We start from the raw sequence: 25,806 nt of genomic DNA on the forward strand, positions 1-25,806 counted from the left end.
CCGCCTGCGATTACAGGGGTGTGTTCATCCAGCGGCCGCGAAAGGAGGCCGCGCGATGAGAGGGTCCAGATATCTAATTGTTTTTATGGGATATTATGAAGCGCCAATGTCTCAGCTACAACGAGCATGCGCTCCAGATCCTGCGGCCGCGACAGGCGGTGATCGCCGTCACGCACAAGTGTTAACACCACATCGTCGGCAGGCAGGTGTTCGACCAGCTTTAACGAATGCGAGAAAGGCACGTCGGCGTCCTCCATGCCTTGCAAGATATGCACGGGGCAGCCTGTCTCGATGATGCCGGTGAGCACGCGGTTGGCCCGGCCGTCCTCGATGAGGGCGCGGGTGAAGATATTGGGCTCGGGGCTGTATTCCGAAGGCTCTTCAAAGTAGCCGCGCTCTGCCAGCGAACGCCGCTCGACATCGGAAAGATTGGGCTCGATGAGGTCGATGGTGAAATCGGGCGCGGGCGCGATCAGCACGAGGCCCGCGATCGCGGGTGCTTTCTTTCGCTTGCGCAGTTCCTGGATGGCCCTGAGCGCGATCCAGCCGCCCATCGATGAGCCGACGAGAACGATCTTCTTCGGCTTGGTATGGTCGATGACGGCAAGCGCCTCTTCCAGCCAGCGCGAAATCGTGCCGTTGGTGAACTTGCCGCCGGATTGGCCGTGACCGGAATAGTCGAAGCGGATGCAACCGACACCGAGCCGCGCCGCCAGCGCATCCAGTTCCAATGCCTTGGTTCCGCTCATGTCGGATCGATAGCCGGACAACCAGACGAAGCTGACATTCTTGGCGCCCTTGCCGGCAGCGCGCTGGATGATGGCGATCTGGCGCTCGCTGTCGCCCGTGCCAACGGGAAGGAAGGTCGGTTGGATGGTTGCGCCTGTCTCGGACATGAAAAGCTCCCGGATTTTCTGCCCTATAAAACAGATTCGCGCTGTCGTGACCTGAAAAATCCTCGAACTTTTCGCTGGGCTCTCTATATAATTGCCTAGATACTGTGTCCTTCGCGCATCTCGCGCTTCCGCGACACTCTATTGACACGCGGGAGGTGCTTTTTTCCTGCTGTCATGCTATTGACTTCAACATAGCTTTTACGACATTTCCGTCAGTTGCGCCGACGGGGAGCGAGAGGCTGCAGCTATCCGAAACAATTCGTGGAGAATACGACCATTCGCAGACCCTTTAAAACCGATGCGCCCGTAAAGGACGGGCCACGTTCCAACAGGGAAATTCGCATTCCCAAGGTTCAGCTCATCGCTGCCGACGGCGCGAATATGGGCATCGTCCCGACCGACCAGGCATTGAGAATGGCAGAGGAGGCCGGTCTCGATCTGGTAGAGATTTCCCCCAATGCCGAACCGCCTGTGTGCAAGATCCTCGATCTGGGCAAGCTGAAATATGCCAACCAGAAGAAGGCCGCCGAGGCGCGCAAGAAGCAGAAGATCGTCGAAGTCAAAGAAATCAAGATGCGTCCCAACATCGACACCCATGACTATGAGGTGAAGATGAAGGCGATCGGCCGTTTCTTTGAGGAAGGCGACAAGGTGAAGGTGACCTTGAAGTTCCGTGGCCGCGAAATGGCCCACCAGGAACTCGGTATGAAGCTTCTTCAGCAGGTCAAGGAAGATACGATCGAGATCGCCAAGGTGGAGGCCGAGCCCAAGCTCGAAGGCCGCCAGATGATGATGGTGCTTGCGCCGAAGTGAGGCGCAAGTCGCAATAGAGAGGCCGGAGCCGTCCCCTGGACGGCTTTTCCTTTTCTACGGCAGAGGTCGACGCCTGTCATCGATCTGCAAAGATTCCCGCATTGGCACCGTTGCACTTGAAGGCAAGTGCGGTTATAAGCGCGCGTCCGAACTGACCGGCAGGGCATGCCGTGGCAGTTCAGAATGCTGGCGGAGCGGTTCGTCACCGTATCCGCCGTTCAACAACAAACGCTCCGGCACCTTGTTGCAGCCCGGTCAGTTCCGGATCTGTGGGAAGGGCTTTTAAGCAAAGCGCGCCAGGAAGCATCGAAGGAGTAGCAAAATGCCCAAGATGAAGACGAAGTCCTCTGCCAAGAAGCGGTTCAAGATCACCGCATCCGGCAAGGTCAAGGCAGCCGCTGCTGGCAAGCGCCACGGCATGATCAAGCGTAGCAACAAGTTCATTCGCGATGCCCGCGGCACCATGGTTCTCGCAGAACCGGATGGTCGTAAGGTTATCAAGAACTACTTGCCGAACGGTCTCTAAGACTATTCGTAACGCTATAGACTAAGGAGATCATGAAATGGCACGCGTAAAAAGAGGCGTTACCGCCCACGCCAAGCACAAGAAGGTTCTGAAGGCTGCCAAGGGCTTCTACGGCCGTCGCAAGAACACCATCCGTACCGCCAAGGCTGCCGTCGATCGTGCAAAGCAGTATGCTTATCGCGACCGCAAGGTTAACAAGCGCAACTTCCGCGCCCTCTGGATCCAGCGTATCAACGCTGCCGTCCGCGAGCATGGCCTGACCTATGGCCGCTTTATCGACGGTCTGAACAAGGCTGGTATCGAAGTCGACCGCAAGGTTCTCTCCGACATGGCAATCCATGAGTCGGAAGCTTTCGGCGCGCTCGTCGCTGCTTCGAAGAAGGCGCTTGAATACCTCAAGGAAGCCGGCACGAAGAACGAGTTCGAAGCAGCCGTTAACTAACGCTGCCTCGCACGTCTTTCGTAATTCATTATGAAACCCGCGCCGGCGAAACCGGCGCGGGTTTTGTGTTTTGCAGCATACGCTTTTCCATCGTGTCAGGCTGTCTTGTTGGGCGAAGCTCGAAAAACGGGCCGCGCACCGGGCGACACATACCAGCGACCGCATTCTTGGCGTGTTTTTGTCATTTGCCCGGTTGATTGGCCGCTTGCACATGGATAGTGATCTGCAGCGCTTCATCGTTGCCACAAGCTGTCCGATGTGGGCGTTCATCCATTATTCCGCGGAATGAGCGGCGTTCCATGCCCGCCGCCCGCAAGGCAGGATCAGATGACGGAACTCGTAACACTCGAAACCCAACTCATGGCCGAGGTGGCCGCGGCGACCGATGAGCAGTCGATCGAAGCCGTCAGGGTTGCCGCGCTCGGCAAGAAGGGCTCGGTTTCGGAACTGCTGAAAACGCTGGGCTCGATGTCGCCGGAAGAGCGGCAGACACGCGGCGCGGCGATCAATGCGCTGAAGAACGCCGTGACCGATGCCATCAATGCCCGCAAGAGCGAGCTGCGCGATGCTGCGATCGAGGCGAAGCTGAAGGCCGAGACGGTCGATGTCAGCCTGCCGGTCCGCTCGTCGCCAGCCGAACGCGGTCGCATCCATCCGATCAGCCAGATCGTCGACGAGATCACCGCCATCTTCGGCGACATGGGCTTCTCGATCGCCGAAGGTCCGGATGTCGAAACCGATTATTATAACTTCACGGCGCTGAACTTCCCGGAAGGGCATCCGGCGCGCGAGATGCACGACACCTTCTTCTTCCAGCCGGATGAAAAGGGTGAGCGAAAGGTGCTGCGCACGCACACCTCGCCGGTGCAGGTGCGCACCATGGAAGCGCAAAAGCCGCCGATTCGCATCATCATCCCGGGAAAGACCTACCGTCAGGATAGCGACGCCACGCATTCACCGATGTTCCACCAGGTCGAAGGTCTTGTCATCGACAAGACGGCAAATGTCGCCAATATCCGGTGGGTGCTGGAAGAGTTCTGCAAGACCTTCTTCGAGGTCGACAATGTGACGATGCGCTTCCGTCCGTCCTTCTTCCCGTTCACGGAGCCGTCCTTCGAGGTCGATATCCAGTGTGACCGCTCCGGCCCGATCGTCAAGTTCGGCGAAGGCACCGACTGGATGGAAATCCTCGGCTGCGGCATGGTGCATCCGAACGTCCTGCGCTATGGCGGTCTCGATCCGGACGAATATCAGGGCTTTGCCTGGGGTATGGGTCTCGATCGCATCGCCATGCTGAAATACGGCATGCCCGACTTGCGCGACTTCTTCAATGCCGATGTCCGCTGGATGAACCACTATGGCTTCCGCCCGCTCGACATGCCGACCCTGTTCGGCGGCCTGAGCGCGTAAGGAAGGGATAAAGCACATGAAATTCACACTCTCCTGGCTGAAAGAGCACCTGGAAACCGACGCCTCGCTTGACGAGATCTGCGCCCGCCTGACGATGATCGGGCTGGAAGTGGAAGAGGTCGACGACAAGGCTGCGTTCAAGCCCTTCGTCATCGCCAAGGTTCTCTCGGCCGAAAAGCATCCCCAGGCCGATCGCCTCAAGGTGCTGATGGTCGATACCGGCAGCGGCGCGCCCGTTCAGGTCGTCTGCGGCGCGCCCAATGCGCGCGCCGGCCTCGTCGGCGCCTTCGCCGCCCCCGGCACCTATGTTCCCGGCATCGATGTGACGCTTGCGATCGGCAACATCCGCGGTGTCGAAAGCCGCGGCATGATGTGCTCGGAAAAGGAGCTCGAAATCTCCGACAGCCATGACGGCATCATCGACCTTCCGGAAGATGCGCCTGTTGGCACGAGCTTTGCGGCCTATGCCGGGCTCGACGATCCGGTCATCGAGATCAACCTGACGCCGAACCGCCCGGATTGCACTGGCGTCTATGGCATCGCCCGCGATCTCGCCGCCTCCGGCCTCGGCACGCTGAAGCCGCGCCTCACGCCAACTTTTCCTGTCCAGGGCGAAACGCCGACCGAACTCAAGATCGTGCTGGACGATGCGCGCTTGTGCCCGGGTTTTGCGCTTCGCCTCGTGCGCGGCGTCAAGAACGGCCCAAGCCCGAAGTGGATGCAGCAGCGCCTGCTTGCCATCGGCCTCCGTCCAATTAGCGCGCTTGTCGACATCACCAACTACATGACCTTCGACCAGGGCCGCCCGATGCACGTCTTCGACGCCGCCAAGGTCAAGGGCAATCTGATCGTGCGCCGCGCTAGGGACGGCGAAACCGTGCTGGCGCTCGACGAGCGCGAATACAAGCTCAACCCCAGCAATGTCGTCATCGCCGATGACAACGGCGTCGAGTCGATTGGCGGCATCATGGGCGGCGAGCAATCCGGCTGTGACGAGAACACCACGGACGTGCTGATCGAATCCGCGCTCTGGGATCCGATGAACATCGCTAAGACTGGCCGCAACCTCGGCATCATCACCGATGCGCGCTATCGCTTCGAGCGCGGCGTCGATCCGGAATATATGGTTCCCGGCCTCGAGCGCACGACGGAGCTGGTGCTCGCCTGCTGTGGCGGTACGGCCGCCAAGGCCCGCGTCGAAGGCTACAAGGGCTATGAGGCCAAGGTCGTCGATTTCCCGCTGTCGGAAGTCAAGCGCCTGACCGGCCTCGAAGTCTCGGCCGATGAGAGCAAATCGATCCTCACGAAGCTCGGCTTCTCGGTCTCGGGTTCCGGTGAGCGCATTTCCGTCGCCGTGCCCTCCTGGCGTCCGGATGTCGACGGCAAGGCCGACCTCGTCGAAGAGATCATGCGCATCCACGGCGTCGACAATATCAAGCCGCAGCCGCTTAGCAGCCACACCGCCGTCAACGGCAAGATCCTGACGACGCTGCAGATCCGCACGCGCACCGCCAAGCGGGCGCTCGCAGCGCGCGGCATGCTGGAAGCGGTCACCTGGTCCTTCATTTCGGAAGATCAGGCGAAGCTCTTCGGCGGCGGCTCCAACGCGCTGAAGCTTGCCAACCCGATCGCCGCTGATATGTCCGACATGCGTCCCTCGCTGCTGCCGGGTCTGCTGTCGGCGGCGCAGCGCAATGCCGACAAGGGCTATGGCGACGTCGCGATCTTCGAAGTCTCGGGTACGTATGAAAACGATACACCCGAGGGCCAGCGCCGCGTTGCCGGCGGCATCCGCCGCGGTACCGCAACGCTTGTCGGCGCCGGCCGGATGTGGTCGAACGCCACCAAGGGCGGCGGCAAGCCCGTCGATGTCTTCGACGCCAAGGCCGATGCTCTCGCCGTCCTCGAGGCCTGCGGCCTGCCGATGGGCAACATCCAGATCGAGCAGGGCGGCCCAGCCTGGTATCACCCCGGCCGCTCCGGCACCATCAAGATGGGTCCGAAGGTCGTGCTCGGCTATTTCGGCGAATTCCACCCCAAAACGCTGGAAGCGCTCGACGTGTCGGGCGCTCTCGCCGGCTTCGAAGTCTATATCGATGCCATGCCCGAACCGAAGAAGAAGGCGACCCGCACCAAGCCGGCGCTGGAGCTTTCCCCCTTCCAGGCGGTCAAGCGCGACTTCGCCTTTGTGGTCGACAAGTCGGTGGAAGCCGGAGCGATCATCCGCGCTGCCGCCGGTGCCGACCGCAAGCTGGTCACCGGCGTCAACGTCTTCGACATCTTCGAGGGCGCATCGCTCGGCGAAGGCAAGAAGTCGATTGCCATCGAGGTTCAGATCCAGCCGGCCGAGCGCACGCTGACCGACGAGGATTTCGAGGTGCTGACGCAGAAGATCGTGGCGAATGTCACGAAGTCGACGGGTGGGGTGCTGAGAGGGTAAGGCGGCTGCGGCTGCAGAGTTCGCTGAGGGTGAGTTACTCCCCTCTATCGCTTTCGCGACATCCCCCTACAAGGGGGGAGATTGGTAACTCGCGACGCTCGCCTGCCTCAAGAAAATATCGAGGCTGCAGACGCTGAAGCTTTTTAGGTTTGAATGAGCGTACGGCATACTCCCAACAATCTCCCCCCTTGTGGGGGAGATGTCACGAAGTGACAGAGGGGTATCAGAGGTGCGGCACATCAAAAGCAATCGGCTTTACCGATGCAGATGATAGACCTTATTAACGATACTCCACCGCCCCTCGATCTTCACCAGAGATAGATAGTCCGAAAACCGCATCCCGGCGAATTCGTCGACGACCTTGACGCTGGCCGCATCGCCTTCGATATCGATCAACTCGATCTCCATCAGCGGTATGGTTCCGGGCGGCGCACTGCCTTCCTCGACGATCGCGGCGATGAATTCATCCCGCGTCATCCATTCCACCGCGCCTTGATAATTGCCGATGATCGCTGCTCGCGGATGGAAAGCCTTGCGCAGCGCCGGCTCGTTCGCGAATGCCATTCCATCGACATAGAGATGAACGACCGCACGGATTGCCTGCTCTTCCGACATCTCGTCATTCCTCGTTTGAGTTATGCCTAAGATATCATAGACGCCGGCGGCTGACAAAAATGCATGCGGTGTGATCGCAATGATTTGACGGGTATTACTCGACAAAAACCCGCACGCTTGCCGCGCGACCCGCCGCATCGATGACGGTCAGCGTCGAATAGCCGGCGCCATCGGGCGTCCATTGATTCGTGCGGCGGCGCGACATATCGGGCAACGGCTTGCCGTTGGCGAGCCAGCGGAACGGCGCCCGTCCGCCCTGCAGCTTCAGCGCCAGCGGCATGATCTGGTCGTTGCCGCCGCTGGCGCCGAGATCGACGCGCGCGCCTTCCGGCGGATAGACGATCTGTGGGGCGGGTTCGCGGCTCGAGGCGGCCAGTAACCCGGCGGCGGTCACGGAAAAGCGCCGCTGGCTGATCGGCAGTTCGGTCGGCGCAATGCGTACGGCACCCATGGGAGCGGCAGGGAAGGGAGTAATGGCAACGCCGGATTTCGCAAAGGCTTCGAACAGGATGGGCGCGGCGGAAACATAACCCGCCAGTCCTGGCACAACGCCATTATCCGGACGGCCGACCCAGACGCCGAGCACATGCGCGCCGTCATAGCCGATCGACCAGGCATCGCGGTTGCCGTAGCTGGTGCCGGTCTTGTAGGCGATGCCGAGCTGCTTGCTGCCCCGCGGCGCGATGATATCGGAGAGAATGTCGGTGATGTTCCACACCGCGATCGGCTCCATCAGCGGCTCGCCCTCGATCGGCCCCGGCTCGTCCTGAACGCCGTCGCCGATCCGCATCGCCTTGCCGCGATTGGCGAGCCCGGCATAAAGCTGCACAAGGTCCTTCAGCGTCACGCCGACGCCACCAAGGCCGATGGCAAGGCCGGGCGCTTCGTTCGGCGGCAGCTTCGGCTTTACGTCGGCGCGGCGGAAGCGCACCAGTAGTCGTGTGGGGCCTACGGCATCGAGCAGTCGCACGGCCGGCACATTCAACGACAATTGCAGCGCCTGGCGCACGCTGACATCGCCTTGATAGCTCATGTCGAAATTGCGAGGGCGGTAGCCGTAGAAATCGGCGGGGCGATCCTCGATGATCGTTTCCTGCGCCACATAGCCCTGCTCGAAGGCGAGGCCGTAGATGAAGGGCTTCAGCGTCGAGCCGGGCGAGCGCAGCACGCGGGTCATATCGACCCAGCCGGCGCGCGAGGAATCGAAATAATTGGCCGAACCGACCTCGCCGATGATCTCGCCGGTCTTGACGTCGGCCATGATCATGGCGACAGACACCTTCGGCCCAAGCCCCTTTGCCGCCGCATCGGCAACGGCTTCGAGGCCCTGCTGCACATCCCGCCGCAGCGTCGTCTTGTGCTTGATGATGCCCGGCTGCTTGCGCAGTGCCAATTCGGAGACATGCGCGGCATAGGCCGGCAGTTGACGGCGCTGAGCCGGAAGGGGGGAGAGCGATGCGCGCTCCGCTTCGCCTTCGCCGATAACAGCTGCCACCGCCGCGCGCTCGAGCACGCGATGGCGGGCAGCCTGAGCGGCCGCGAGATTGCGGTCCGGTCGGCGCTTTTCCGGCAACTGCGGAAGCGCCACGAGCAAGCCTGCCTGCGCGACTGTCAGGTGTCGCGGCTCCTTGCCGAAATAGGCAAGGCTTGCGGCGCGCACGCCTTCCAGATTGCCGCCATAGGGCGCATGGGTCAGATAGAGATCGAGGATCTGTTCCTTGGTCAGCCGCCGCTCGATCTGGATGGCACGGACGACCTGCAGGAGCTTCGCCATCATCGAGCGTTCGCTGCGTGGCTCGATCAGGCGCGCCACCTGCATGGTGAGCGTCGAGCCGCCGGAGACGATGCGGCCATGGGTGAGGAGCTGCAGGAAGGCACGGCCGATCGCCATAGGATCGACGCCATGGTGGTCGTAGAAGCGCCGGTCCTCATAGGCGACCAGCATGCGCAGATATTGCGGATCGACATCGGCAACGTTGGTCTTCAGCCGCCAGCGACCCTCTGGCGTCGCGAAGGCACGCAGCAGATCGCTTTTGGCGTCGAGCACCTCGGCCGAAACCACGCGCGCATTGTCGAGCGGCGGCGGATAGGCTCGGTCCGCGGCTTCCAGGCCAAAGACCAGAGCCACCGCCATCAAAGCAGTGGCTCCAAAGCCGATCGCAATTTTCAACCGCGCCTTCATGACTGCTTCTTACTGCTGGGCGCCCAGCACCTCCATGCGGCCCATTGCCGTGCGGGCCGAGAACTGCGGACGATACATGTCCTCGACGCTTGCGGCCGGATGGTCGTAGACGCCGGGAGTTACGGCGCGCACGACGTAGGCAAAGGTCATGTCTCGGTCCGCTCCGGAAGCCTGGTCGAAAGCCGCGACGAAGCGGTCGTTGCGGAATTCGACATGGGCCGGCTGAATTTCGCTAAGCCAGTCGAAGTTCGAAAGCTGGGCGCTGTTGACGATGCTCGGATTGTCGATCTCGAAGCCTGCCGGCAGGAGATCGGTCACGAGGATGCGCTGCGGCCAGTCATTATCCTCGGTCACATGCAGGACGACCACGTAGCGTTCGTTCTGCTGTGCCTGGCTGACATTCGCCTCTTCGCCATCGAGCGTGTAGTACTTGCGCTCGATCTTGAAGCCGTTGCCACCGGCCGGCAGCTGCGCGACCGGAGCCGCGACCGTGGTTACGGCAGCCGACAGCGGCTGGCGCGTCGTGTTGGTCACGGTCAGCGGATGGCCCATCAGCGCATCGCCCGACATCTGCGCCATATAGGTGCCGCTGTGGGCGGCGCCGTTGACATCGAGCGTCAGGCCGTCGTCGCCATTTTGCAGGGCGCGGGCGGCGAGCAGCATCCAGGTTTGTTCCTGGGTGCTGGTATATTTCCGGTTCTGCCAATCCTTCGCGACGACGCTGGCGAGTTCCGGAATGATCGGCGGCACCGGGCGGCTTTCGGCGGCCAGCGCCAGCACGGCGGCACCATCGCGCAGCGATGAGCCGTAATCCGAACGGACGAAGCTGACCTTGGTGACGGCCGCCTTCTGCGACATCTGCAGCGAGTCGACGAATATGTTGCGCGAGCGCTGTGCGTCCCCATAGAGCGCGAGAGCCGCGGCCAGATGTGCCTTGGCGAGCGGCGTCGGGAAGTCGTTCAGCATCGTATCCGCATAGTAGCGCAGATCGCTGATCGAGGCCTTCTTGTTGCGCGCCAGCACATAGAGCGCGTAGGCGATCTCGTTGCCGTTATCCTTGACATTGGTATTGGCGCTGAGCGCATTCTGGAGGTTTTCGAGCCCCTGTACCATGGCCTGATCCGGCACGTTGTACTTCTGCTCGCGGGCGCGGGTCAGGAAGTCCATGACATAGGCGTCGAGCCAGAGATCGCCGGAACCCGGCCCCCAGAGGCCGAAGCTGCCGGTCGAAGACTGGTACGACAGTTCGCGATAGATCGAGTCTTGCACGCGCTTCTGGATCTCAGCGTCATCGGCAAGGCCGTTCTTGATCGCCATGTCGCTGAAATAGAGCAGCGGCATGGCGCTGCTCGCCGTCTGTTCCGCGCAGCCATAGGGATAGCGGCTGAGGCTCATCAACAGCGCCGGCACGTCGAAGGCGCTGGAACGGCTGACATTGACGCTAACCGAGGCGCCGGGCAGCACGCTGTCGGCGAGAAGATCGGCATTAACCGTCAGGCTCTTGCCGGGGGCAAGCGCGATGACGCGCCGTTCGGTGACCGGCAGCTGCGACGGGCGAACCGGGATATCGACCGATTGGTCGAGCGACATGCCCGAAGCATTCGAGAGCTTGATCGAAACCGTGCCGTCGCTCGGCTGTCCGCCGGTGAGCGGCAGCGTAATGGCGTATTTGCCGCCGGTTTCGAGGTTGATCTTCTGTTGGGTCGAACTTGCGTCCACGGTCACGGCGCTATTGCCCGTTACCGTGAGCGTGTATTCGCCGGCGGGAGCGTCGGTGTTGGCGACGTCAAGACGCAGGTTTGCCTTGTCTCCCGGTGCCAGGAATTTCGGCAAGCTAGCCGTGACGACGACGGGATCGCGAATGATCACGTCTTGCGTCGCGTGGCCGACGCCGGCCTTCGACCAGGCGACCGCCATCAGCCGCGCCGTGCCGTTGAACTGCGGAATGTCGAAGCTGACATTGGCCTTGCCATTTGCATCGAGCTTGATGGGACCGGAGAAGAAGGCGACCAGTTTTTCCTTCGGTGGACTTGCCTGCAAGGCTGCCTGTCCGCCGTCGCCGCCGGTGCGCAGCTTGCCGGTCGCGCCGAGCGAGCCATCGATGAGGCGACCGTAGATGTCGCGGATTTCGAGGCCGAGTTGGCGCTGGCCGTAATACCAGTCATCCGGTGCCGGCGGCTGGTAGCGCGTGAGATTGAGGATGCCGACATCGACGGCGGCGATCGTGATATAGGCATCCTCATTGGCGCCCGCGCCGGCGACCTGCAGACTGATATCAAGCGGCTGGCGCGGCAGTGTCTTCTGCGGCGCGTCGATCTTGATCTGCAGCTTGCGCTCGCCCGGATCGACCGGTGCCCATTTGATGCCGATGGCGCGCATCGGCATGCGGCTTTCCTGGGCGTCGCCAGGGCGGAAAAGGGTGGCGGTCAGATAGGTGCCGGCGCCCCAATCGGCAGTGACCGGGATATCGACTTCCCCGCCCGCCGCGCCGATATCGGCATTGGTGACCGAGATCAGCGTTTCCGAGCCGGCTGTCACCATCAGCTGGCCGGCATAGCGCGAGGTCACCTTGAGCTTGGCGGTATCGCCGACATGGTAGCTTTCCTTGTCGAGCGCGATCTCGAGCGCGTCAGGCGTTTCCGTCGAGGTGGAAGCGACATACCAGCCGGCATTGAACTCGACGCTCGATTCCGGGCCGTTCGCATCGGCGGTGGAGACTTCGAGACGGTAGCGGCCCCAGGTGACTGGCATGGAAATCGCCGCGCCGTCCGTGGTAGTGTTGATCGTGCCGACTGCCACCTGCTTGGTGGACATGATCGGCTCGTACTTCCAGCTGCTGCCGTCGCGATACCATTGATAATTGCGCTCGACGCTGAGCAGCTTCCAGGTCAGGCCCTGCATGGCCTGTTTCTGGCCGTTGGCATCGACAACGATGACATGGAAGTTGCCGACGGAGTTTTCACCGAGATCGCCGTCGAATTCCGGTTTGATGCCGATGCGCAGCCCATCCGTCTTGACAGGCAGCGTCAGCGAGCGCTCGACGGCGCGGCCGCCGGCTTCCTGCATGCGGACCGTGATATTGGCGTTCAAGAGCTGCGTGGTCGAAGGCGTGTCGTTGATCGTGACGTTGAAGGTGGTCTTGCCATTCTCGTCCAGCGCTTGCAGGTCCTCGAGTGGGACCTTCGTGCTCTCGGCTTTGCTGTCGCCGCTGCTGTCGTCGTCGTCATTGTTTGCGTTTGCTTTGCCGGCGCCTTCATCGGCGAGGCCGAATTGATAGCCCTTGTAGGCATCGCTCTGGCGCGTCGGCTTCAGCGTCACTTCGCCTTCCAGATTGAGGCCGGCGGCCGGTGCGCCATAGAGATAGCGTCCGTCGACGTTGATCGGCGTCGGCTGGCCGACTTCGATCTCCTTGGCATCGCTCTTCATGTCGAATTCGATGCGATCGGGTACGAAGTCATCGACAATGAAGGTCTGCGAGCCGATGGAAGAACCCTTCGGGTCGGTATAGATGTTCATCGTCCAGGTGCCGCGCATCGAAGTCTGCTGCAGCGGCAGATCGACATTATAGCCGCCGAGCTTGCCGCCATCGGTTACGATACGGCGGTCTTCGACGCCATCTGGGCGCCGGAAGACGAAAGTAAGCGGCAGGTTTTCGACCGCCGTCGAGCTGACATCGCGGGCAAGTGCGGAAGCATGCACCGTCTCGCCGGCGCGGTAGATGCCACGCTCGGTCCATGTCAACAAGTCGATGGCGCCGGGTGCAGTTCTGCCTGACACGCCGCGGTCGGAAAGATCGAAGCCGGCGCGCGTCATGTCGAGGAAGACGTAGTCCTGATCGCCGTTCTGGGCAGTGATGACGGCCGGCGTCATGCCCGCGGTGCCGCGCATCAGGCCGGCGCTGAAGACGGCGCGGCCCTTGTCGTCGGTCTTCGCCGTGCCGAGGATTTCGTTGTTCTTGGCGAGCAGCTGCAGCTGAATGCCGGCAAGCGGCTTGGCGCTGCCGAGCGAGCGGGCAAAGACATTTAACCCGTCAGTGCCGGCATAGGTGGTGACGCCGATATCGGAAACGACGAACCACTGCGTCGCCTGCGGATCCCATTCATGACCACTGTTGGGTGCAACAGCGGTCAGCACATAGACGCCCGGCTTGCGCTTCGGCAGTGCCTCGTCGACCGGGAAGCTGGTCGCGACTTCCTTGTTGAGTTCCTGCTTGATCTCGATGGAGCCCTGCCAGACCAGTTCGCCGTTGGTGTCCTGGATGGTCTGGGCGCTGTAGCTGTCCACCTGCGTCAGGAACTGCGAGTTGTTCAGAAGCTGCGCGATATTGCGATCGCCGATGCGGTAGAGCTTGAGATTGGCCGTAGTCGCGTTGACCGAAACGATCGGGATGCCGCGACGCGCGGTCGAGGGCAGCACGAAATTGTCGCCGGTGAAGCGCAGCGAAGCGGTGCGATCCTTGACGTAGATATCGACATTGACCTGCGAGGCGAGGTTTTCATCCACCGAGGAGGGCAGGCCCGCGCGCAGCGAAATGCGGTAATGCTGGCCGAATTCCAGGCCTTCGACGCAGATCTGGTTGTCCTTGGCGTCGACACCCTTCGGCGCTGCGCCGTTGAGGGTGACGAAGGGCGCGTAGTCGACGCCGCTCTTCACCAGCTTTTCGGAGAACTGCACGCAGGCGCGGGGCGATGCATTGTCGTTGTCGAGGGTGTTTCCGGTCACGCGGAAGCCTTGGCGGGCCAGAAGATCGTTATAGGCGGCCTGGACGGCAGCTGAGCTGACGAGGTTGAGGCTTGCCTTGTATGCGCTCAGCGCCGGACGGTAGTTCTGCGCATTCTTCAGCGCTTCGGCGAGCACGGCCAGCGCATCGGCGCGGCTGCTCGTCGTGCGGGTCAGCTGATAGCCGTTGAGCGCGGCATAGGCGGCCCTTGTGGCGACAGACGTGTCGTTCGTGATCGTATTGGCGGCACGCGCCATCTCGATCCACAGATCACCATTGTCGGGATTGATGGAAAGCGCACCCTGGAAGGCGTTGAGGGCATTGTTGACGTTACCCGAAGTCAGCTCGATGCGGCCGAGCGCAATCAGGCTTTCGACGCCCTGGCCCTTCAGCTCATTGCCGAGCGTCAGCGTATTCTTTGCATCGCGCGCGCTTTGGACGAAATTGTCGGAGAGGAAGGAAAGGGCAGGGGCAGCGCCGATATCCGGCTCGCTGGTCGCGGCCGTCTCGACAATCTTGCCGGCGATCGCGCCGGGGAAACTGTTGAGCTGGTTGAAGTCCGACTTCATGAAGCACCACTTCACCTTGGGATTGTAGGTGAAGGCCTTGCAGGATTTGTCGCCGATGCAGGAGGCGGAGCACTGATCCAGTGTCACATTCTGCTCTGTGCGCAGATCGAAGCCGAAGTAGTCGCCATCCTTCGTAGTGACCACCTGGCGCTTGACATCAGCCGCGACCGAAGGGGTCAGAGATGCGAAAGTGGCGAGAAGAAAAGCAGAGAAGCCGATAAACGCGCGCCTAGACATAAGTCCTCCCCACGCTGCCCGTTTTTGATGGCGGCAATCTTCAAATTTCGCACCCGTTTGTCAACCGAGCGTGGAGCGGTGGCGTGTGCTTTACGCCTATGACGTTTCGTCTAGACGTTTGAAAGAGGCTGCAAATCAGGCGATTCGGATGTTCGAAGATATGTCGGTTGCGCTTCACTTTTCTTTTCAATCCCAAAAAGACACCGGCCGTGATGGCCGGTGTCTCCGTCTAGGCTGCGGAGGAAGCCGATTTGTCATATATTCGTCAGGGCCAATGCGGCATCCGTATACCGCTTTCCGACGACGATCTCGGGCTTGATGATATCGCCGAGTTCCTTCACCTCCTGTGCCGAAAGGACGATATCCGCGGCCGCGGCATTCTGCTCGAGATGATGCAGCTTGCGAGCGCCGGGGATCGGCACGATGTCGTCACCCTGATGCAGCACCCATGCGAGCGCCAGTTGTGCCGCGGTAACGCTCTTTTCCTCAGCAAGAGCTTGAAGCCTTGCGACCAGAGCCGCGTTGGCATCGAAATTCCCGCTCTGGAAGCGCGGCAGCGAACGGCGGAAATCGTCGTCGGCGAGATCCTCCGTCTTCTGGATCGTGCCGGTCAGGAAGCCCCGACCGAGCGGGCTGTAGGGGACGAAGCCGATGCCGAGTTCGCGGCAGGTAGCAAGCACATCTTCTTCCGGATCGCGGCTCCAGAGTGAATATTCGCTCTGCACGGCGGCGATCGGATGTACGGCATGGGCGCGGCGGATGGTTGCAGAGCTTGCTTCAGAAAGGCCGAGTGCGCGCACCTTGCCCTCTTTCACCAGCTCAGCCATGGCCCCGACCGTATCTTCGATCGGCACATTCGGATCGACCCGGTGCTGGTAAAAGAGGTCGATGACATCCGTGCCCAGTCGCTTGAGGGAAGCTTCGGCGACTTCCTTGACATGCTCGGGCCGGCTATCCACGCCGCTCATGGCGGCGAGACCCGATTTCGTGTGATCGAGCTTGAAGCCGAATTTGGTGGCGATGACCACACGGTCGCGAACCGGCTTCAGTGTGCGGCCGAGCAGCTCTTCGTTGGTGAAGGGGCCATACATTTCGGCGGTATCGAAAAAGGTGACGCCGAGATCGACGGCGCGATGCAGCGTTTTGACGGATTCCTCGTCGTCCGTCGGGCCATAGGCGAAGCTCATGCCCATGCAGCCGAGCCCAACGGCGGAAACGGCGAGATCCTTACCAAGCCTGCGGGTTTTCATAATCTATTCCTTTTGAGCTTATGGAAGCGGCGGCGGTCATTTCCGCTGCCGACATGCTCAAATTAGGGTTCCGGACAGTGAATGAAAATCCATGCAAATCCTTACAGGTTGTTCTATAATTTAGATCAATGAACAGAACACAGCTCTCTCAGCTTGCGGTTTTTGCCGCCGTCGCCGCCCATCGCAGCTTTCGCGCTGCCGGCAAGGAATTGTCGATCGCGCCGTCGGCGGTCAGCCACGCCGTCTCCAGCCTCGAGGAAAGCCTCGGCGTGCGGCTGCTTGCCCGCACCACGCGCAGCGTGCTTCCGACCGAGGAGGGGCAGGCGCTATTGCAAAGGCTGGGGCCGGCCCTGGAGGAAATCGATATCGCACTGGAGGACACGCTTGCGACCCGTGGCCGTCCCGCGGGAACGCTGCGTATCACCGCCCCTCGCTTCGCTTCAGATCTTCTCATGGCCCCGCGTATCGGCGATTTCCTCAATACCTATCCCGATATCACGCTCGAAATCGCCAACGAGGACGGCTTCAGCAATATCGTTAAGGAAGGCTACGATGCCGGCATTCGGCTGGCGGAGAGCATCGAAGGCGACATGATCGCAGTGAAGATCTCCCCGGACATACGCACAGTCATTGCAGGGTCGCCTGCCTATTTCGAGAAGCATCCGAAGCCGCTACATCCACGCGATCTCGTCCATCACCGCTGCATCAAGCGGCGATTTACGGATGGCTCGATCTATCGCTGGGAGTTCGAGAAGGATGGCCGCGAGCTGGTCGTCGCCGTGGACGGTCCGCTGATCGTGATCGAGGATCGGCTCGGCGTTTTAGCCGCCCTCAATGGTGCGGGTCTTGCCTATCTCTTCGATATTCGCGTGCAGCAGGAACTGGCGGAGGGCAAGCTCATCCGCGTACTTGAGGATTGGTGTCCGCCCTATCCCGGCTTCTGCATCTACTATCCGAGCCGCCGCCAGATGCGTCCGGCCCTCAGAGCTTTCATCGATTTCTTCAAATATACCGGACCTTAAAGCGATTTCAGGAAAAGTGCGTAGCGGTTTTCCGTCCGGAATCGCGCAAAGCAAGGGAACGAAGCGACTGCTGACAGAAATCGGGTGGCGGCAATGCCATAACTCGTCTCGATTGTCCGAATGGTTTCAGGAAGGGATAGCAGCGATGAGAAAACCGGGATCGATGAAGGGACTTGAAGATCTCGGCCGCATCAGGCTGTCGAAAAACTTCTTCTTTCGCGATTTCCTGCATTCGGAAATTGCTGATTTCTATCGTATTCCCAATATTCCCGAGGACCCCGATCTGGCGATCGAGACCGGGCGCAGGCTTTGCGAGGATTTGCTGGAGCCGCTGGAAGCGACCTTTGGCCGGCTACATATCCGGTCCGGCTATCGCTCACCGGAGGTCAATGCTTTCGGTAACAAGAATGGGCTGAACTGCTCGACCAATCCCCACACCGCCGCGCACCACATCTGGGATATGCGCGATCTCGACGGCTGCATGGGGGCCGCCGTCTGCATCGTCGTGCCTTGGCTGATCGATCACCACAGCCATGAGGGTGATTGGCAGAAGCTTGCCTGGTGGATTCATGACCATCTGCCCTACGCCTCGCTTTGCTTTTTCCCGAAGCTCTGGGCCTTCAACATCCAATGGCATGAGCGACCGATGCGGACCATCCAGAGCTATGTCGGCCCGCGCGGCATGCTGACCAAGCCCGGCATGGCCAACTGGGAAGGCGACCATTCCGCCCACTATGCGGGCTTTCCGAAGCTCAGAAGCTGATGCGATAGCGAATATGCCCATCGCTCTTGACGTAGCTGTCATAGAGTTTGCGGGCGGTCGCATTACCTTCTTCAGTATGCCAGTAAAGACGAGCCCAGCCGTTCTTCTTGCAGAGCGCGACGAGATCGTCGAGCAGCGCCCGGCCGACGCCGTGGCCTCTGGCACTTTCATCGACGAACAGGTCCTCCAGATAGCAGTCGGGCACGCGCACCCATGTGCCCTCATGCGTGAGGCTGAGGGTAAAGCCCTTCACTTCGCCGTCGACCTCGGCCACGCGCATGAAGATCGCCGACGCCGGATCGAAGATCCGACGCCAGGTTGCATCGGTGATGTCGGGTGCGACCGTGACGCCGTAGAAGGCCAGATAGCCGTCCCATAGCGCGCGCCAGCGCGCTTCGTCGTCAGGTCTGGCATCTCGGATCATCACGGTCATCGGCCAACCTCCGTTTACTTGCCGGCTTCGTCGAGCAGGCGCATGGCGTCATCGGAAAGCGAGAGCTTTGCCGAATTGATGAGCGCGTCGAGCTGACTGAGGCTAGTGGCGCTGGCGATCGGAGCGGTGACTCCGCGTTTGCGCAGGAGCCAGGCAAGCGCAATCTCGGCCGGCTTCCCGCCCGTTTCTGCGGCCACCTTATCGAGCGCTCCAAGAATTCGCAGGCCCTTGTCGTCAAGATAGGCGGCAACCCGGTTCTCGCGCGCCCGTCCTTCCGTATCCGCCTTGGTGCGGTACTTGCCGGTCAGGAAACCGGCCGCGAGGCTGAAATAGGTAATGACGCCGATCTCTTCCTTGACGCAGAGATCCGCCAGTGGTCCCTCGAAGCTGTCGCGGGCATAGAGATTATATTCGGGTTGCAGCACGTCGTAGCGTGGCAGGCCGGCCTTGGCGGCAGCATCGAGCGACGCCTGGAGCTGCGTCGCATCGAGGTTCGAGCAGCCGACATGGCGGATCTTGCCCTGTTCCTTCAGCTTTGCATAGGCGGCAAGCGATTCTTCGTGCGGTGTCTCGGGGTCCGGCCAGTGCGAAAGATAAAGATCGATGTGATCGGTCTGCAGCCGCTTCAGAGAAGCCTCGGCCGCCTCGATGATGTAACCGGCATTCAGGCCTTTCTTGCCCGGCCCCATCTCCGATCCGACCTTGGTGATGATGATGGCCTTGTCGCGCGAAACGCGACCCTGCTTCAGCCACTTGCCGATGATCTCTTCGGAATCACCGCCCTTGTTGCCGGGAACCCAACGGGAATAGACATCGGCCGTGTCGATCGTGTTGAAGCCGGCGCCGAAAAAGGCGTCGAGCAGCGCATAGGAGGTTTTCTCATCGGCCGTCCAACCGAAGACGTTCCCGCCGAAAACGATGGGGGCGACAAACAGATCGGTTCGTCCAAGCTTGCGCATGTCCATGATATCACTCCAGGTCATTTGAAAGGTAAACCGGCGAGCAGGCGCCGGAGGAAGGGACAAGGCAGGCTATCGGCCTTTCGCGGCGAAGACCACACACAATTTCTTTATTCCGTCGTCGAGCGCCGATAGTGGCTGGGCGGCAGCGCGTTGTATTTCGACCAGACGCGCCGCATATGCCGCGGCGAGGCGAAGCCGGATTTTTCCGCCACGCGCTCCATGTCCAGCCGCGAATTGGCAAGCACGTCGCGCGCCAGCGTCACGCGCATCAGATTGACATAGGCCGTCACCGACAGGCCGGCATGTTCCTGGAACAGCCGCGAAATATGCCGCGCGCTCATGGCGCCAATGCCGGCAAGCTCGGTAAGCGACCAGCTATGGGCCGGATCGGCCATGATCGCATCCTGAACGCGATGGATGGCGGGGTGCACGTGGTTGCGGCCGCTGAGCCAGGGCGAAAGCTGCGGCTCGGCGCCGGTCCTGCGCATATAGACCACCATGTGCCGGGCAATGGTCAGCGCCGTCACCGGCGAGGTCAGCTTGGAGGCGAGATGCAGCATCAGATCGGTGCCTGTGGTGATGCCGGCGCTCGAATAGCGGTCCCGGTCTTCGACATAGAGCCGGTTGTCGAGAACCCTGGCCGTCGGGGCATAGTGCCTGATGTCGTCGAGGCAGGCGGCATGGGAGGTGCAGGCATAGCCATCCATTAGGCCGGCGCGGGCGGCGAGCACGGCTCCCGAGCAGATGGTGACGAGGGTAATGCCCGGCCGGATCGCACCTCTTAGCCACGCTGCAAGCCTGGCGAGTTCCGGCTCGATATCCTCGGCATCGTCGGGCGGCGTGACGCTGCCGGACAGGATGACGTAGGCGCCATCGGGAATGCGATCAGGCAACGGCCTGAGATCGGCAAGCATTAGCCCGACCGAAGTCGTCTGGGATGGCTGGGCAGCGATGAATTGATAATCGAAGAGGACGTCGCCCTGTTCGATATTGGCGCGGCGCAGCACCTCCACCGGTCCGGCCACGTCCATCAGCAGCGTATAGGGCGGCAGAAGCACGTAGACGGGAATGATCTGCCGATGGAGGCGCCGGTCGCTTTGGGTCATGCGGCATTCCGGATCGATGCGTCGGCAAGCGCCTCTTCGACCGTTGCGATGCGGGCAAAGCGGCCCGATAGCACCAGCTCGCTGCGCTTCTTGATATCGTCGGCGCTGAAGACCGTGCCCGAGGCATGCGTCATCGGGAAGGTCAGCGTCGCCTCGGTGACATAGTCGACCTCATAGCCGAGATCGGAGGCGTGCCGGGTCGTCGTCTCGCAGCATTGCTCGGTGCGGATACCCGAAACGATCACCTTGCGGATGCCGTTTGCCACCAGCCAGACATCAAGGCCGGATCCGACGAGCGCCGAATGGCGGCGTTTGTGGAAGACGGCATCGGCCTCCAGCGAGATCTCATCGAGCTTGCGCACATAGCCGCTCTTCAGGCTGAAATGCGCGTCGCTGTCCTCGACATGGAAAATCTGGACGACGGGAATGCCTTTCGCCTTGGCGCCATCGATCAGCGCCTGCAGGCGGTCAGTAAAGACCGGCAGGTCGTCCGTTCTCCAGTAGGGACGCTGGCGAAAGGATTCCTGGACGTCGATGACGAGCAGTGCGGTATCCGCATGGGACATTTTCGTATCTCCTGTGCTTGAAGGATAGCCGAGATTAGGCGTCGCTTGAAAGCCTCGAAAGCCATCTGGCAGACAGAAAAGGGACAAATACGGACATGTCGAGATAGTCCTTATGCTCTCGGGTTCGCGCCTGCGGGCTGTCTCGGGCGTTGCGCCTTTGGCAAGGGCCGAATAAGATCCGCGTCGATTTCGTCCAGAGCGGAATGCCCTGTTTCGCTTTACCCCACCATGTTCACAAAGGATCCCGCCGGAAAGGCCGTGTTGCGATCATCGCCATGCGGCCGTCTGCTTCGGGACAATGCTTAAGGAGAGAGATCATGCTGCGCTTCGGAATTCTGTCGACGGCCAAAATCGGCCGCGATCTGGTCGTGCCCGCCATCCAGGATGCGGAAAACTGCGTCGTGACGGCGATCGCCAGCCGTGATCTCGCCCGCGCCCGGCAGATGGCAGACCGCTTCTCCGTGCCGCATGCTTTCGGCTCCTATGAAGAGATGCTCGCCTCCGATACGATCGATGCCGTCTACATTCCCCTGCCGACCTCTCAGCATGTCGAATGGACGGTCAAAGCTGCCGATGCCGGCAAGCATGTGCTGTGCGAAAAGCCGATTGCTCTAAAGGCGGATGAGATCGACAGCCTGATCGCCGCGCGTGACCGCAACAAGGTTCTGGTGACGGAAGCCTATATGGTCACCTATGCGCCGGTCTGGCGCAAGGTTCGCTCGCTGCTTGCCGATGGCGCCATCGGCCGCCTGCGCCACATCCAGGGCGCTTTCACCTATTTCAACCGCGATGCCGGCAACATGCGCAACATTCCTGCGCTTGGCGGCGGTGGCCTGCCCGATATTGGCGTCTATCCCACGATCAGCACCCGTTTCGTCACCGGCCGCGAGCCCTTGCGCATTCAGGCCGTCACCGAGCGCGACCCGGAATTCGGCACCGACATCTACTCCAGCGTCAAGGCAGACTTCGGCGACTTCGAACTGACTTTCTACATCTCGACGCAGATGGCCAACCGCCAGGTCATGGTCTTCCACGGTACGGATGGCTTTATCGAGGTGAAATCACCCTTCAATGCCGACCGTTATGGCGCTGAAGAGCTGGAGCTGACCAATCGCGGCCATTCGGAATCGCAGATTTTCCGCTTCCCCGACAGCCGCCAGTACAAGCGCGAGGCGGAAGCCTTCGCCTCTGCTGCGCTTGGTCACGGCGCAGAGGTCGTGTCGCTGGAAAGTTCGAAACTCAATCAGAAGGTCATCGACGCGATCTATCGCGCCAGCGAAAAGGATGGCTGGGAACTGGTCTGAGGGCGTTCCTTATTTTCTGGCGCAGTTCCGGACGGAAAACCGCCGCACACTTTTCCCGGAATTGCTTCAGGGACTCTGCCGGTGGCGGAAGACGAAGCGTGAATAGCCAAAGAAGCTGAACGCCGTCGCCGCCGCCGAAGATAGGATTAATGCGATGATTGGCCGGAGCCCTGGTTCGTTCATCAGCAATGAACTGAAAAGGGCGTAGTTCAGCAAAGCCGAGGTCAAACCGACCGAACCGTAGCGAAAGCCCTCCGCCGCAAGCGAGCGGTCGGAGCGGCCGAAGGTGAAGTTGCGGTTGAGTACCCAGGTGGCAAGCAGTGCGCTCGGGATCGATATGGCGCGGCCGACGAAGGGGCCGAAGGGCGTGAACCAGAGCAACAGATGCAGCACGCCCGCATCGACCACGAAGCCGACACCGCCGGCGATCAGGAAGCGAAAGAGCTTCTTCATGCAGCCTTGGCCCTCTTCTTCCGGCTTGCCGGCTTGTCGATCTCAGCCATGTAAACCGTCCTTTCATTGCCGCTTTCGCGCGCGGAAGGCTTGGGCAGGCTCATATAGTGGATGCGCAGCTGTTCGGCACGGGCGCGCGCCACGGAATCGAGGATCAGACCGGCCGTGAACAGCATGAAGGCGATCATTGTCAGTACCATGGAGAGTATCCAGGTCGGCACGCGCAATACCTGTCCGGTTTCGAAATACTCGATGAAGACCGGAATGGAGAAGCCGATGCTGAGCTCGAGGGCAACGGCGCTCAGGATGCCGAAAAAGGCGAAAGGCCGCGTTTCCTTCATCAGCATCGCGAACATCCAGAGGATCTTGCCACCGTCGCGGAAGGTGGAAAGCTTCGAATGCGAGCCTTCCGGCCGCCGCCCGTAATCGAGTTCCAGCTCGCTGACGGGCAGCTTGAGCCGCGAGGCATGAACCGACATTTCCGTCTCGATCTCAAAACCGCCCGACACGGCAGGAAAGCTCTTGACGAAACGGCGCGAGAAGCAGCGGTAGCCGGAAAATATATCGGTGAAATCGGCGCCGAAGATGCTGCGATAGAGCCAGTTGAAAATGCGGTTGCCGAAGGCGTGTCCCTGCCTGCCTGCATCATTATGCACGTTGCGCCGCGTACCGACGACCATATCAGATCCTTCGGTCAGCAGCGTGCGGATCAGCTCTTCTCCGTCCTCGGGTGCATAGGTGCCGTCGCCGTCAGCCATAAGGTAGATATCGGCTTCGATATCGGCGAACATGCGGCGCACCACATGTCCCTTGCCCTGCCGACGCTCGCGCACGACAGTCGCGCCCGCGAGCATGGCATGCAGCGCGGTGCCGTCGGTCGAATTATTGTCGTAGACATAGATCGCGGCCTGCGGCAGCGCCTTGCGGAAACCCCGCACGACCTCGCCGATCGTTGCGGCTTCATTGTAGCAGGGCAAGAGGACGGCGATGTTCAGCTTCTCATTCCACATGGTCTTGGCCGGTTGCTGCGCGTGAAGTCAGTCGAGGCCCGATTGACGATCCGGACGAGAGCTTATCCCGCTGGCTGTTAATAAGACCCTATGGCTGCCTAATAAAAAAGGCGGGATACCGGCGCTGCAAAAAACATTATCGTGATAAAAGCGGCTGTAGGCAGCGGCTTTACTTTTTTTTGATCGGCAACCGTTAGCGTATCGCCCCGACTGTCCTTCCAACATGGGGTTTATCGAGATGGCGCAGACGCTGGCAATGCCGCCCGAGGCAACCGGAACGGCAGAGAAGAAGGAGCGTCTGCGCTGGTCTCATACTGCCTTCGCCGCAGTCGTCTATGCCGCCATCGTCATCATCGCGCAGCTCATCATTCATCGCAACCTCACGGACTATGTCGGCCCGGATAATGACGACGCCATGCGTCTTGTCGAAGTGCGCGATTTTCTCGCCGGCCAGGGCTGGTTCGACATGATGCAGTACCGTCTCGGCCTCGCGGGCGGGACGTTGATGCACTGGTCGCGCTTCATCGATCTGCCGATTGCAAGCCTCATCCTCTTCTTCCGGATGTTCCTTTCACCCGAAGGCGCCGAAGCGGCGACACTGACCGTCTGGCCGCTGATGCTCATCCTGCCGCTGATGTTCTTCATGGGTCTTGCAGGTCGGCGCATCGCCGGCGTGGAAGGCATGCACTTCTCGCTGATCCTGACGGCGCTGTTTGTCCTGCTCTCGCCGCGCTTCGTGCCAGGCTCCATCGATCACGACAATGTTCAGCTCGGCCTCGTCGCGCTTACCGTCGTAATGCTGGTCGACGAAAGTTACAGGCCTCGCAACTTTGCGATCGCCGCCATCGCCCTTGCCATCCAACTCGGTATCGGCGCAGAGACAACGCCCTTTGTCGCCGTCGCCTGCATGTCGGTTGCCTGTTTATGGGCCTGGAAAGGCGAGATATTCGCACCCGCTGCCAAGGCTTTTGCCCTAACCCTGACGATCGCCGTCAGCACCGCCTTCTTCTCGCTGGTGCCGCCGCGCTTTTATTCGATGGTCACATGCGACAATCTCTCGCTCGGCTTTTACGGCATCGCCAGCGCCGGCTGCGTCGGGCTTCTTCTATCGTCCCTTTTTGCCAGCCATCTTTCCCGGCCTTGGCGCGTTGCAATTCTCGCGGGCGATGGCGCGCTCGTGGTGGCGACGACCGCAGCACTTGCGCCGCAATGCCTGCGCAATCCGCTTTCCGATCTGGATCCCATGCTGGTGGATTTCTGGCTCAGCAGGGTGACCGAGGCGCAGTCGATCTTTTCCGTCGCTCACAGGCAGCCCGATGCGCTCGGCGCCTTCTATGCGACGGGTCTCCTGGCGATGCTCGTCTGCGGCTTTCGTATCCTGCGGGGCACTCGTCCGAGCCTCCATGCAGTGCTGATGGCTCTGATCGCGATCAATTGGGTGATCACGCTGGTGCAGGTACGCGGCGCCGAATTTGCCAATCTCCTGGCCATTCCGCCATTGGCGTTGTTGATTGCCGAATTGCGAAAAGACTACACGGCCGATCCCAGAAGTTTACGCTCGATCCTGCTCTACGCGGGGACGCTATTGGCCTCCGTCCCAGCCGTTTGGGCTGTGGGCGGCGCGCTTGCAAGCAAGGGGGTCGTCAATGGTTTTATGGTCGCGGCACCGGTCAAGGCGGAGGAGACTGCCAATTGTGCCTCCAGGCAGGCTCTGGCACCGATCGCAGGTCTTGAGCCGGGAGTCGTCGCGGCGGCTTCCAATATGGGAGCGCCGCTTCTGCGCTTCACACCCCATCGCACTCTCTCCGGTCCCTATCATCGCGATCCCGACGGGATGCTGGCCGAGTTGCGAATCGGCCTTGCGGAGCCGCAACAGGCAGAAGCGCTTCTGCATGAGGCAAAGGTGACGATTGTCGCCTTCTGCAAGGGAGATCCGCAGGTGGCGCTGGTGAGTGAGCGGGCACCAAAGGGGTTTTATGCGCAGCTGAGCGCCGGGCATATCCCAGTCTACCTGGAGCCGATTGCGGTGCCGGCGGAATCGGATGTGCAGTTCTTCCGCGTCAAGCCGCAGGATTGAGTTAAACCGC

Annotated in this window: 20 protein-coding genes; 9 read left to right on the forward strand and 11 right to left on the reverse strand. The window is 61.1% G+C overall.

Features of this window, described 5'->3' with window-relative positions:
- Positions 1-83: 83 nt before the first annotated feature.
- Positions 84-896 carry an alpha/beta hydrolase gene (locus tag ACYJRZ_RS06520; RefSeq protein ID WP_459457273.1) on the reverse strand — a complete coding sequence of 271 codons (813 nt, stop codon included), beginning with the start codon at positions 894-896 and terminating at the stop codon, positions 84-86.
- Positions 897-1,172: 276 nt separating this feature from the next.
- On the opposite strand from ACYJRZ_RS06520, the gene infC reads away from it, so the two are divergent.
- The 5 genes from infC to pheT all read left to right on the forward strand — a co-directional run bounded on the left by infC (position 1,173) and on the right by pheT (position 6,527).
- Positions 1,173-1,709 carry a translation initiation factor IF-3 gene (gene infC / locus ACYJRZ_RS06525; protein ID WP_174176104.1) on the forward strand — a complete coding sequence of 179 codons (537 nt, stop codon included), beginning with the start codon at positions 1,173-1,175 and terminating at the stop codon, positions 1,707-1,709.
- 322 nt (positions 1,710-2,031) lie between these two features.
- Positions 2,032-2,235 (forward strand): 50S ribosomal protein L35, encoded by a 204-nt coding sequence (gene rpmI / locus ACYJRZ_RS06530; RefSeq protein ID WP_012759782.1) that lies wholly within the window; start codon positions 2,032-2,034, stop codon positions 2,233-2,235.
- Between the two features lie 37 nt (positions 2,236-2,272).
- On the forward strand, positions 2,273-2,677 hold the full coding sequence (gene rplT / locus ACYJRZ_RS06535) for a 50S ribosomal protein L20 (RefSeq protein ID WP_112508993.1): 405 nt from the start codon (positions 2,273-2,275) through the stop codon (positions 2,675-2,677).
- A gap of 327 nt (positions 2,678-3,004) precedes the next feature.
- A complete protein-coding gene (gene pheS, locus ACYJRZ_RS06540) occupies positions 3,005-4,087 on the forward strand; it encodes a phenylalanine--tRNA ligase subunit alpha (RefSeq protein ID WP_113251301.1) in 1,083 nt (360 codons plus the stop codon).
- Positions 4,088-4,103: 16 nt separating this feature from the next.
- Positions 4,104-6,527 (forward strand): phenylalanine--tRNA ligase subunit beta, encoded by a 2,424-nt coding sequence (pheT, locus tag ACYJRZ_RS06545; RefSeq protein ID WP_459457277.1) that lies wholly within the window; start codon positions 4,104-4,106, stop codon positions 6,525-6,527.
- Positions 6,528-6,782: 255 nt separating this feature from the next.
- Here the strand turns inward: pheT and ACYJRZ_RS06550 are convergent, their stop codons facing one another.
- The 4 genes from ACYJRZ_RS06550 to ACYJRZ_RS06565 form a co-directional block, all read right to left on the reverse strand.
- Positions 6,783-7,142, reverse strand: coding sequence for a nuclear transport factor 2 family protein (locus ACYJRZ_RS06550; protein WP_459457279.1), 360 nt, complete (start codon positions 7,140-7,142; stop codon positions 6,783-6,785).
- Between the two features lie 94 nt (positions 7,143-7,236).
- The gene (gene pbpC, locus ACYJRZ_RS06555) at positions 7,237-9,324 is read right to left on the reverse strand and encodes a penicillin-binding protein 1C (RefSeq protein WP_459457281.1); all 2,088 of its coding nucleotides are present in this window, start codon (positions 9,322-9,324) and stop codon (positions 7,237-7,239) included.
- A gap of 9 nt (positions 9,325-9,333) precedes the next feature.
- Positions 9,334-14,850 carry an alpha-2-macroglobulin family protein gene (locus tag ACYJRZ_RS06560; RefSeq protein ID WP_459457283.1) on the reverse strand — a complete coding sequence of 1,839 codons (5,517 nt, stop codon included), beginning with the start codon at positions 14,848-14,850 and terminating at the stop codon, positions 9,334-9,336.
- A gap of 254 nt (positions 14,851-15,104) precedes the next feature.
- Positions 15,105-16,100, reverse strand: coding sequence for an aldo/keto reductase (locus tag ACYJRZ_RS06565; protein ID WP_459457285.1), 996 nt, complete (start codon positions 16,098-16,100; stop codon positions 15,105-15,107).
- 128 nt (positions 16,101-16,228) lie between these two features.
- Between ACYJRZ_RS06565 and ACYJRZ_RS06570 the strand changes: the two genes are divergently transcribed.
- Together ACYJRZ_RS06570 and ACYJRZ_RS06575 are read left to right on the forward strand one after the other, a co-directional pair.
- Complete coding sequence (locus tag ACYJRZ_RS06570; RefSeq protein WP_095433686.1) at positions 16,229-17,122, forward strand: LysR family transcriptional regulator; 894 nt, start codon at positions 16,229-16,231, stop codon at positions 17,120-17,122.
- Positions 17,123-17,267: 145 nt separating this feature from the next.
- Positions 17,268-17,885, forward strand: a complete 618-nt coding sequence (locus ACYJRZ_RS06575) for a hypothetical protein (RefSeq protein ID WP_459457287.1) — start codon at positions 17,268-17,270, stop codon at positions 17,883-17,885.
- Here ACYJRZ_RS06575 and ACYJRZ_RS06580 read toward each other — a convergent pair.
- The 4 genes from ACYJRZ_RS06580 to ACYJRZ_RS06595 all read right to left on the reverse strand — a co-directional run bounded on the left by ACYJRZ_RS06580 (position 17,875) and on the right by ACYJRZ_RS06595 (position 20,952).
- The gene (locus tag ACYJRZ_RS06580) at positions 17,875-18,318 is read right to left on the reverse strand and encodes an N-acetyltransferase family protein (protein WP_459457289.1); all 444 of its coding nucleotides are present in this window, start codon (positions 18,316-18,318) and stop codon (positions 17,875-17,877) included. The genes ACYJRZ_RS06575 and ACYJRZ_RS06580 overlap by 11 nt on opposite strands.
- A gap of 14 nt (positions 18,319-18,332) precedes the next feature.
- On the reverse strand, positions 18,333-19,283 hold the full coding sequence (locus tag ACYJRZ_RS06585) for an aldo/keto reductase (protein ID WP_459457291.1): 951 nt from the start codon (positions 19,281-19,283) through the stop codon (positions 18,333-18,335).
- Positions 19,284-19,387: 104 nt separating this feature from the next.
- Positions 19,388-20,386 carry a GlxA family transcriptional regulator gene (locus ACYJRZ_RS06590; protein WP_459457293.1) on the reverse strand — a complete coding sequence of 333 codons (999 nt, stop codon included), beginning with the start codon at positions 20,384-20,386 and terminating at the stop codon, positions 19,388-19,390.
- Complete coding sequence (locus tag ACYJRZ_RS06595; protein WP_459457295.1) at positions 20,383-20,952, reverse strand: isochorismatase family protein; 570 nt, start codon at positions 20,950-20,952, stop codon at positions 20,383-20,385. The genes ACYJRZ_RS06590 and ACYJRZ_RS06595 overlap by 4 nt, the downstream gene beginning before the upstream one ends.
- A 317-nt stretch (positions 20,953-21,269) precedes the next feature.
- On the opposite strand from ACYJRZ_RS06595, the gene ACYJRZ_RS06600 reads away from it, so the two are divergent.
- Entirely contained in the window at positions 21,270-22,256 is a 987-nt protein-coding gene (locus tag ACYJRZ_RS06600) for a Gfo/Idh/MocA family protein (protein ID WP_459457297.1), read from the forward strand.
- 66 nt (positions 22,257-22,322) lie between these two features.
- Here ACYJRZ_RS06600 and ACYJRZ_RS06605 read toward each other — a convergent pair whose 3' ends face one another.
- Both ACYJRZ_RS06605 and ACYJRZ_RS06610 read right to left on the reverse strand, forming a co-directional pair.
- Positions 22,323-22,709 (reverse strand): GtrA family protein, encoded by a 387-nt coding sequence (locus ACYJRZ_RS06605; protein ID WP_459457299.1) that lies wholly within the window; start codon positions 22,707-22,709, stop codon positions 22,323-22,325.
- The gene (locus ACYJRZ_RS06610) at positions 22,706-23,719 is read right to left on the reverse strand and encodes a glycosyltransferase (protein WP_459457301.1); all 1,014 of its coding nucleotides are present in this window, start codon (positions 23,717-23,719) and stop codon (positions 22,706-22,708) included. The genes ACYJRZ_RS06605 and ACYJRZ_RS06610 overlap by 4 nt, the downstream gene beginning before the upstream one ends.
- Positions 23,720-23,957: 238 nt before the next feature.
- Here ACYJRZ_RS06610 and ACYJRZ_RS06615 point away from each other — a divergent pair, with 238 nt between their 5' ends.
- Positions 23,958-25,796, forward strand: coding sequence for a hypothetical protein (locus tag ACYJRZ_RS06615; protein WP_459457303.1), 1,839 nt, complete (start codon positions 23,958-23,960; stop codon positions 25,794-25,796).
- The last annotated feature ends 10 nt before the right edge of the window (positions 25,797-25,806 follow it).

It is taken from the genome of Rhizobium sp. No.120 (assembly GCF_054558365.1).

Coding starts and splice junctions, on each gene's coding strand:
- ACYJRZ_RS06520 (WP_459457273.1), bottom strand. CDS start 896: ATGTCCGAGACAGGCGCAACCATCCAACCGACCTTCCTTCCCGTTGGC.
- rpmI (WP_012759782.1), top strand. CDS start 2,032: ATGCCCAAGATGAAGACGAAGTCCTCTGCCAAGAAGCGGTTCAAGATC.
- rplT (WP_112508993.1), top strand. CDS start 2,273: ATGGCACGCGTAAAAAGAGGCGTTACCGCCCACGCCAAGCACAAGAAG.
- pheS (WP_113251301.1), top strand. CDS start 3,005: ATGACGGAACTCGTAACACTCGAAACCCAACTCATGGCCGAGGTGGCC.
- pheT (WP_459457277.1), top strand. CDS start 4,104: ATGAAATTCACACTCTCCTGGCTGAAAGAGCACCTGGAAACCGACGCC.
- ACYJRZ_RS06550 (WP_459457279.1), bottom strand. CDS start 7,142: ATGTCGGAAGAGCAGGCAATCCGTGCGGTCGTTCATCTCTATGTCGAT.
- pbpC (WP_459457281.1), bottom strand. CDS start 9,324: ATGAAGGCGCGGTTGAAAATTGCGATCGGCTTTGGAGCCACTGCTTTG.
- ACYJRZ_RS06560 (WP_459457283.1), bottom strand. CDS start 14,850: ATGTCTAGGCGCGCGTTTATCGGCTTCTCTGCTTTTCTTCTCGCCACT.
- ACYJRZ_RS06565 (WP_459457285.1), bottom strand. CDS start 16,100: ATGAAAACCCGCAGGCTTGGTAAGGATCTCGCCGTTTCCGCCGTTGGG.
- ACYJRZ_RS06570 (WP_095433686.1), top strand. CDS start 16,229: ATGAACAGAACACAGCTCTCTCAGCTTGCGGTTTTTGCCGCCGTCGCC.
- ACYJRZ_RS06575 (WP_459457287.1), top strand. CDS start 17,268: ATGAGAAAACCGGGATCGATGAAGGGACTTGAAGATCTCGGCCGCATC.
- ACYJRZ_RS06580 (WP_459457289.1), bottom strand. CDS start 18,318: ATGACCGTGATGATCCGAGATGCCAGACCTGACGACGAAGCGCGCTGG.
- ACYJRZ_RS06585 (WP_459457291.1), bottom strand. CDS start 19,283: ATGGACATGCGCAAGCTTGGACGAACCGATCTGTTTGTCGCCCCCATC.
- ACYJRZ_RS06590 (WP_459457293.1), bottom strand. CDS start 20,386: ATGACCCAAAGCGACCGGCGCCTCCATCGGCAGATCATTCCCGTCTAC.
- ACYJRZ_RS06595 (WP_459457295.1), bottom strand. CDS start 20,952: ATGTCCCATGCGGATACCGCACTGCTCGTCATCGACGTCCAGGAATCC.
- ACYJRZ_RS06600 (WP_459457297.1), top strand. CDS start 21,270: ATGCTGCGCTTCGGAATTCTGTCGACGGCCAAAATCGGCCGCGATCTG.
- ACYJRZ_RS06605 (WP_459457299.1), bottom strand. CDS start 22,709: ATGAAGAAGCTCTTTCGCTTCCTGATCGCCGGCGGTGTCGGCTTCGTG.
- ACYJRZ_RS06610 (WP_459457301.1), bottom strand. CDS start 23,719: ATGTGGAATGAGAAGCTGAACATCGCCGTCCTCTTGCCCTGCTACAAT.
- ACYJRZ_RS06615 (WP_459457303.1), top strand. CDS start 23,958: ATGGCGCAGACGCTGGCAATGCCGCCCGAGGCAACCGGAACGGCAGAG.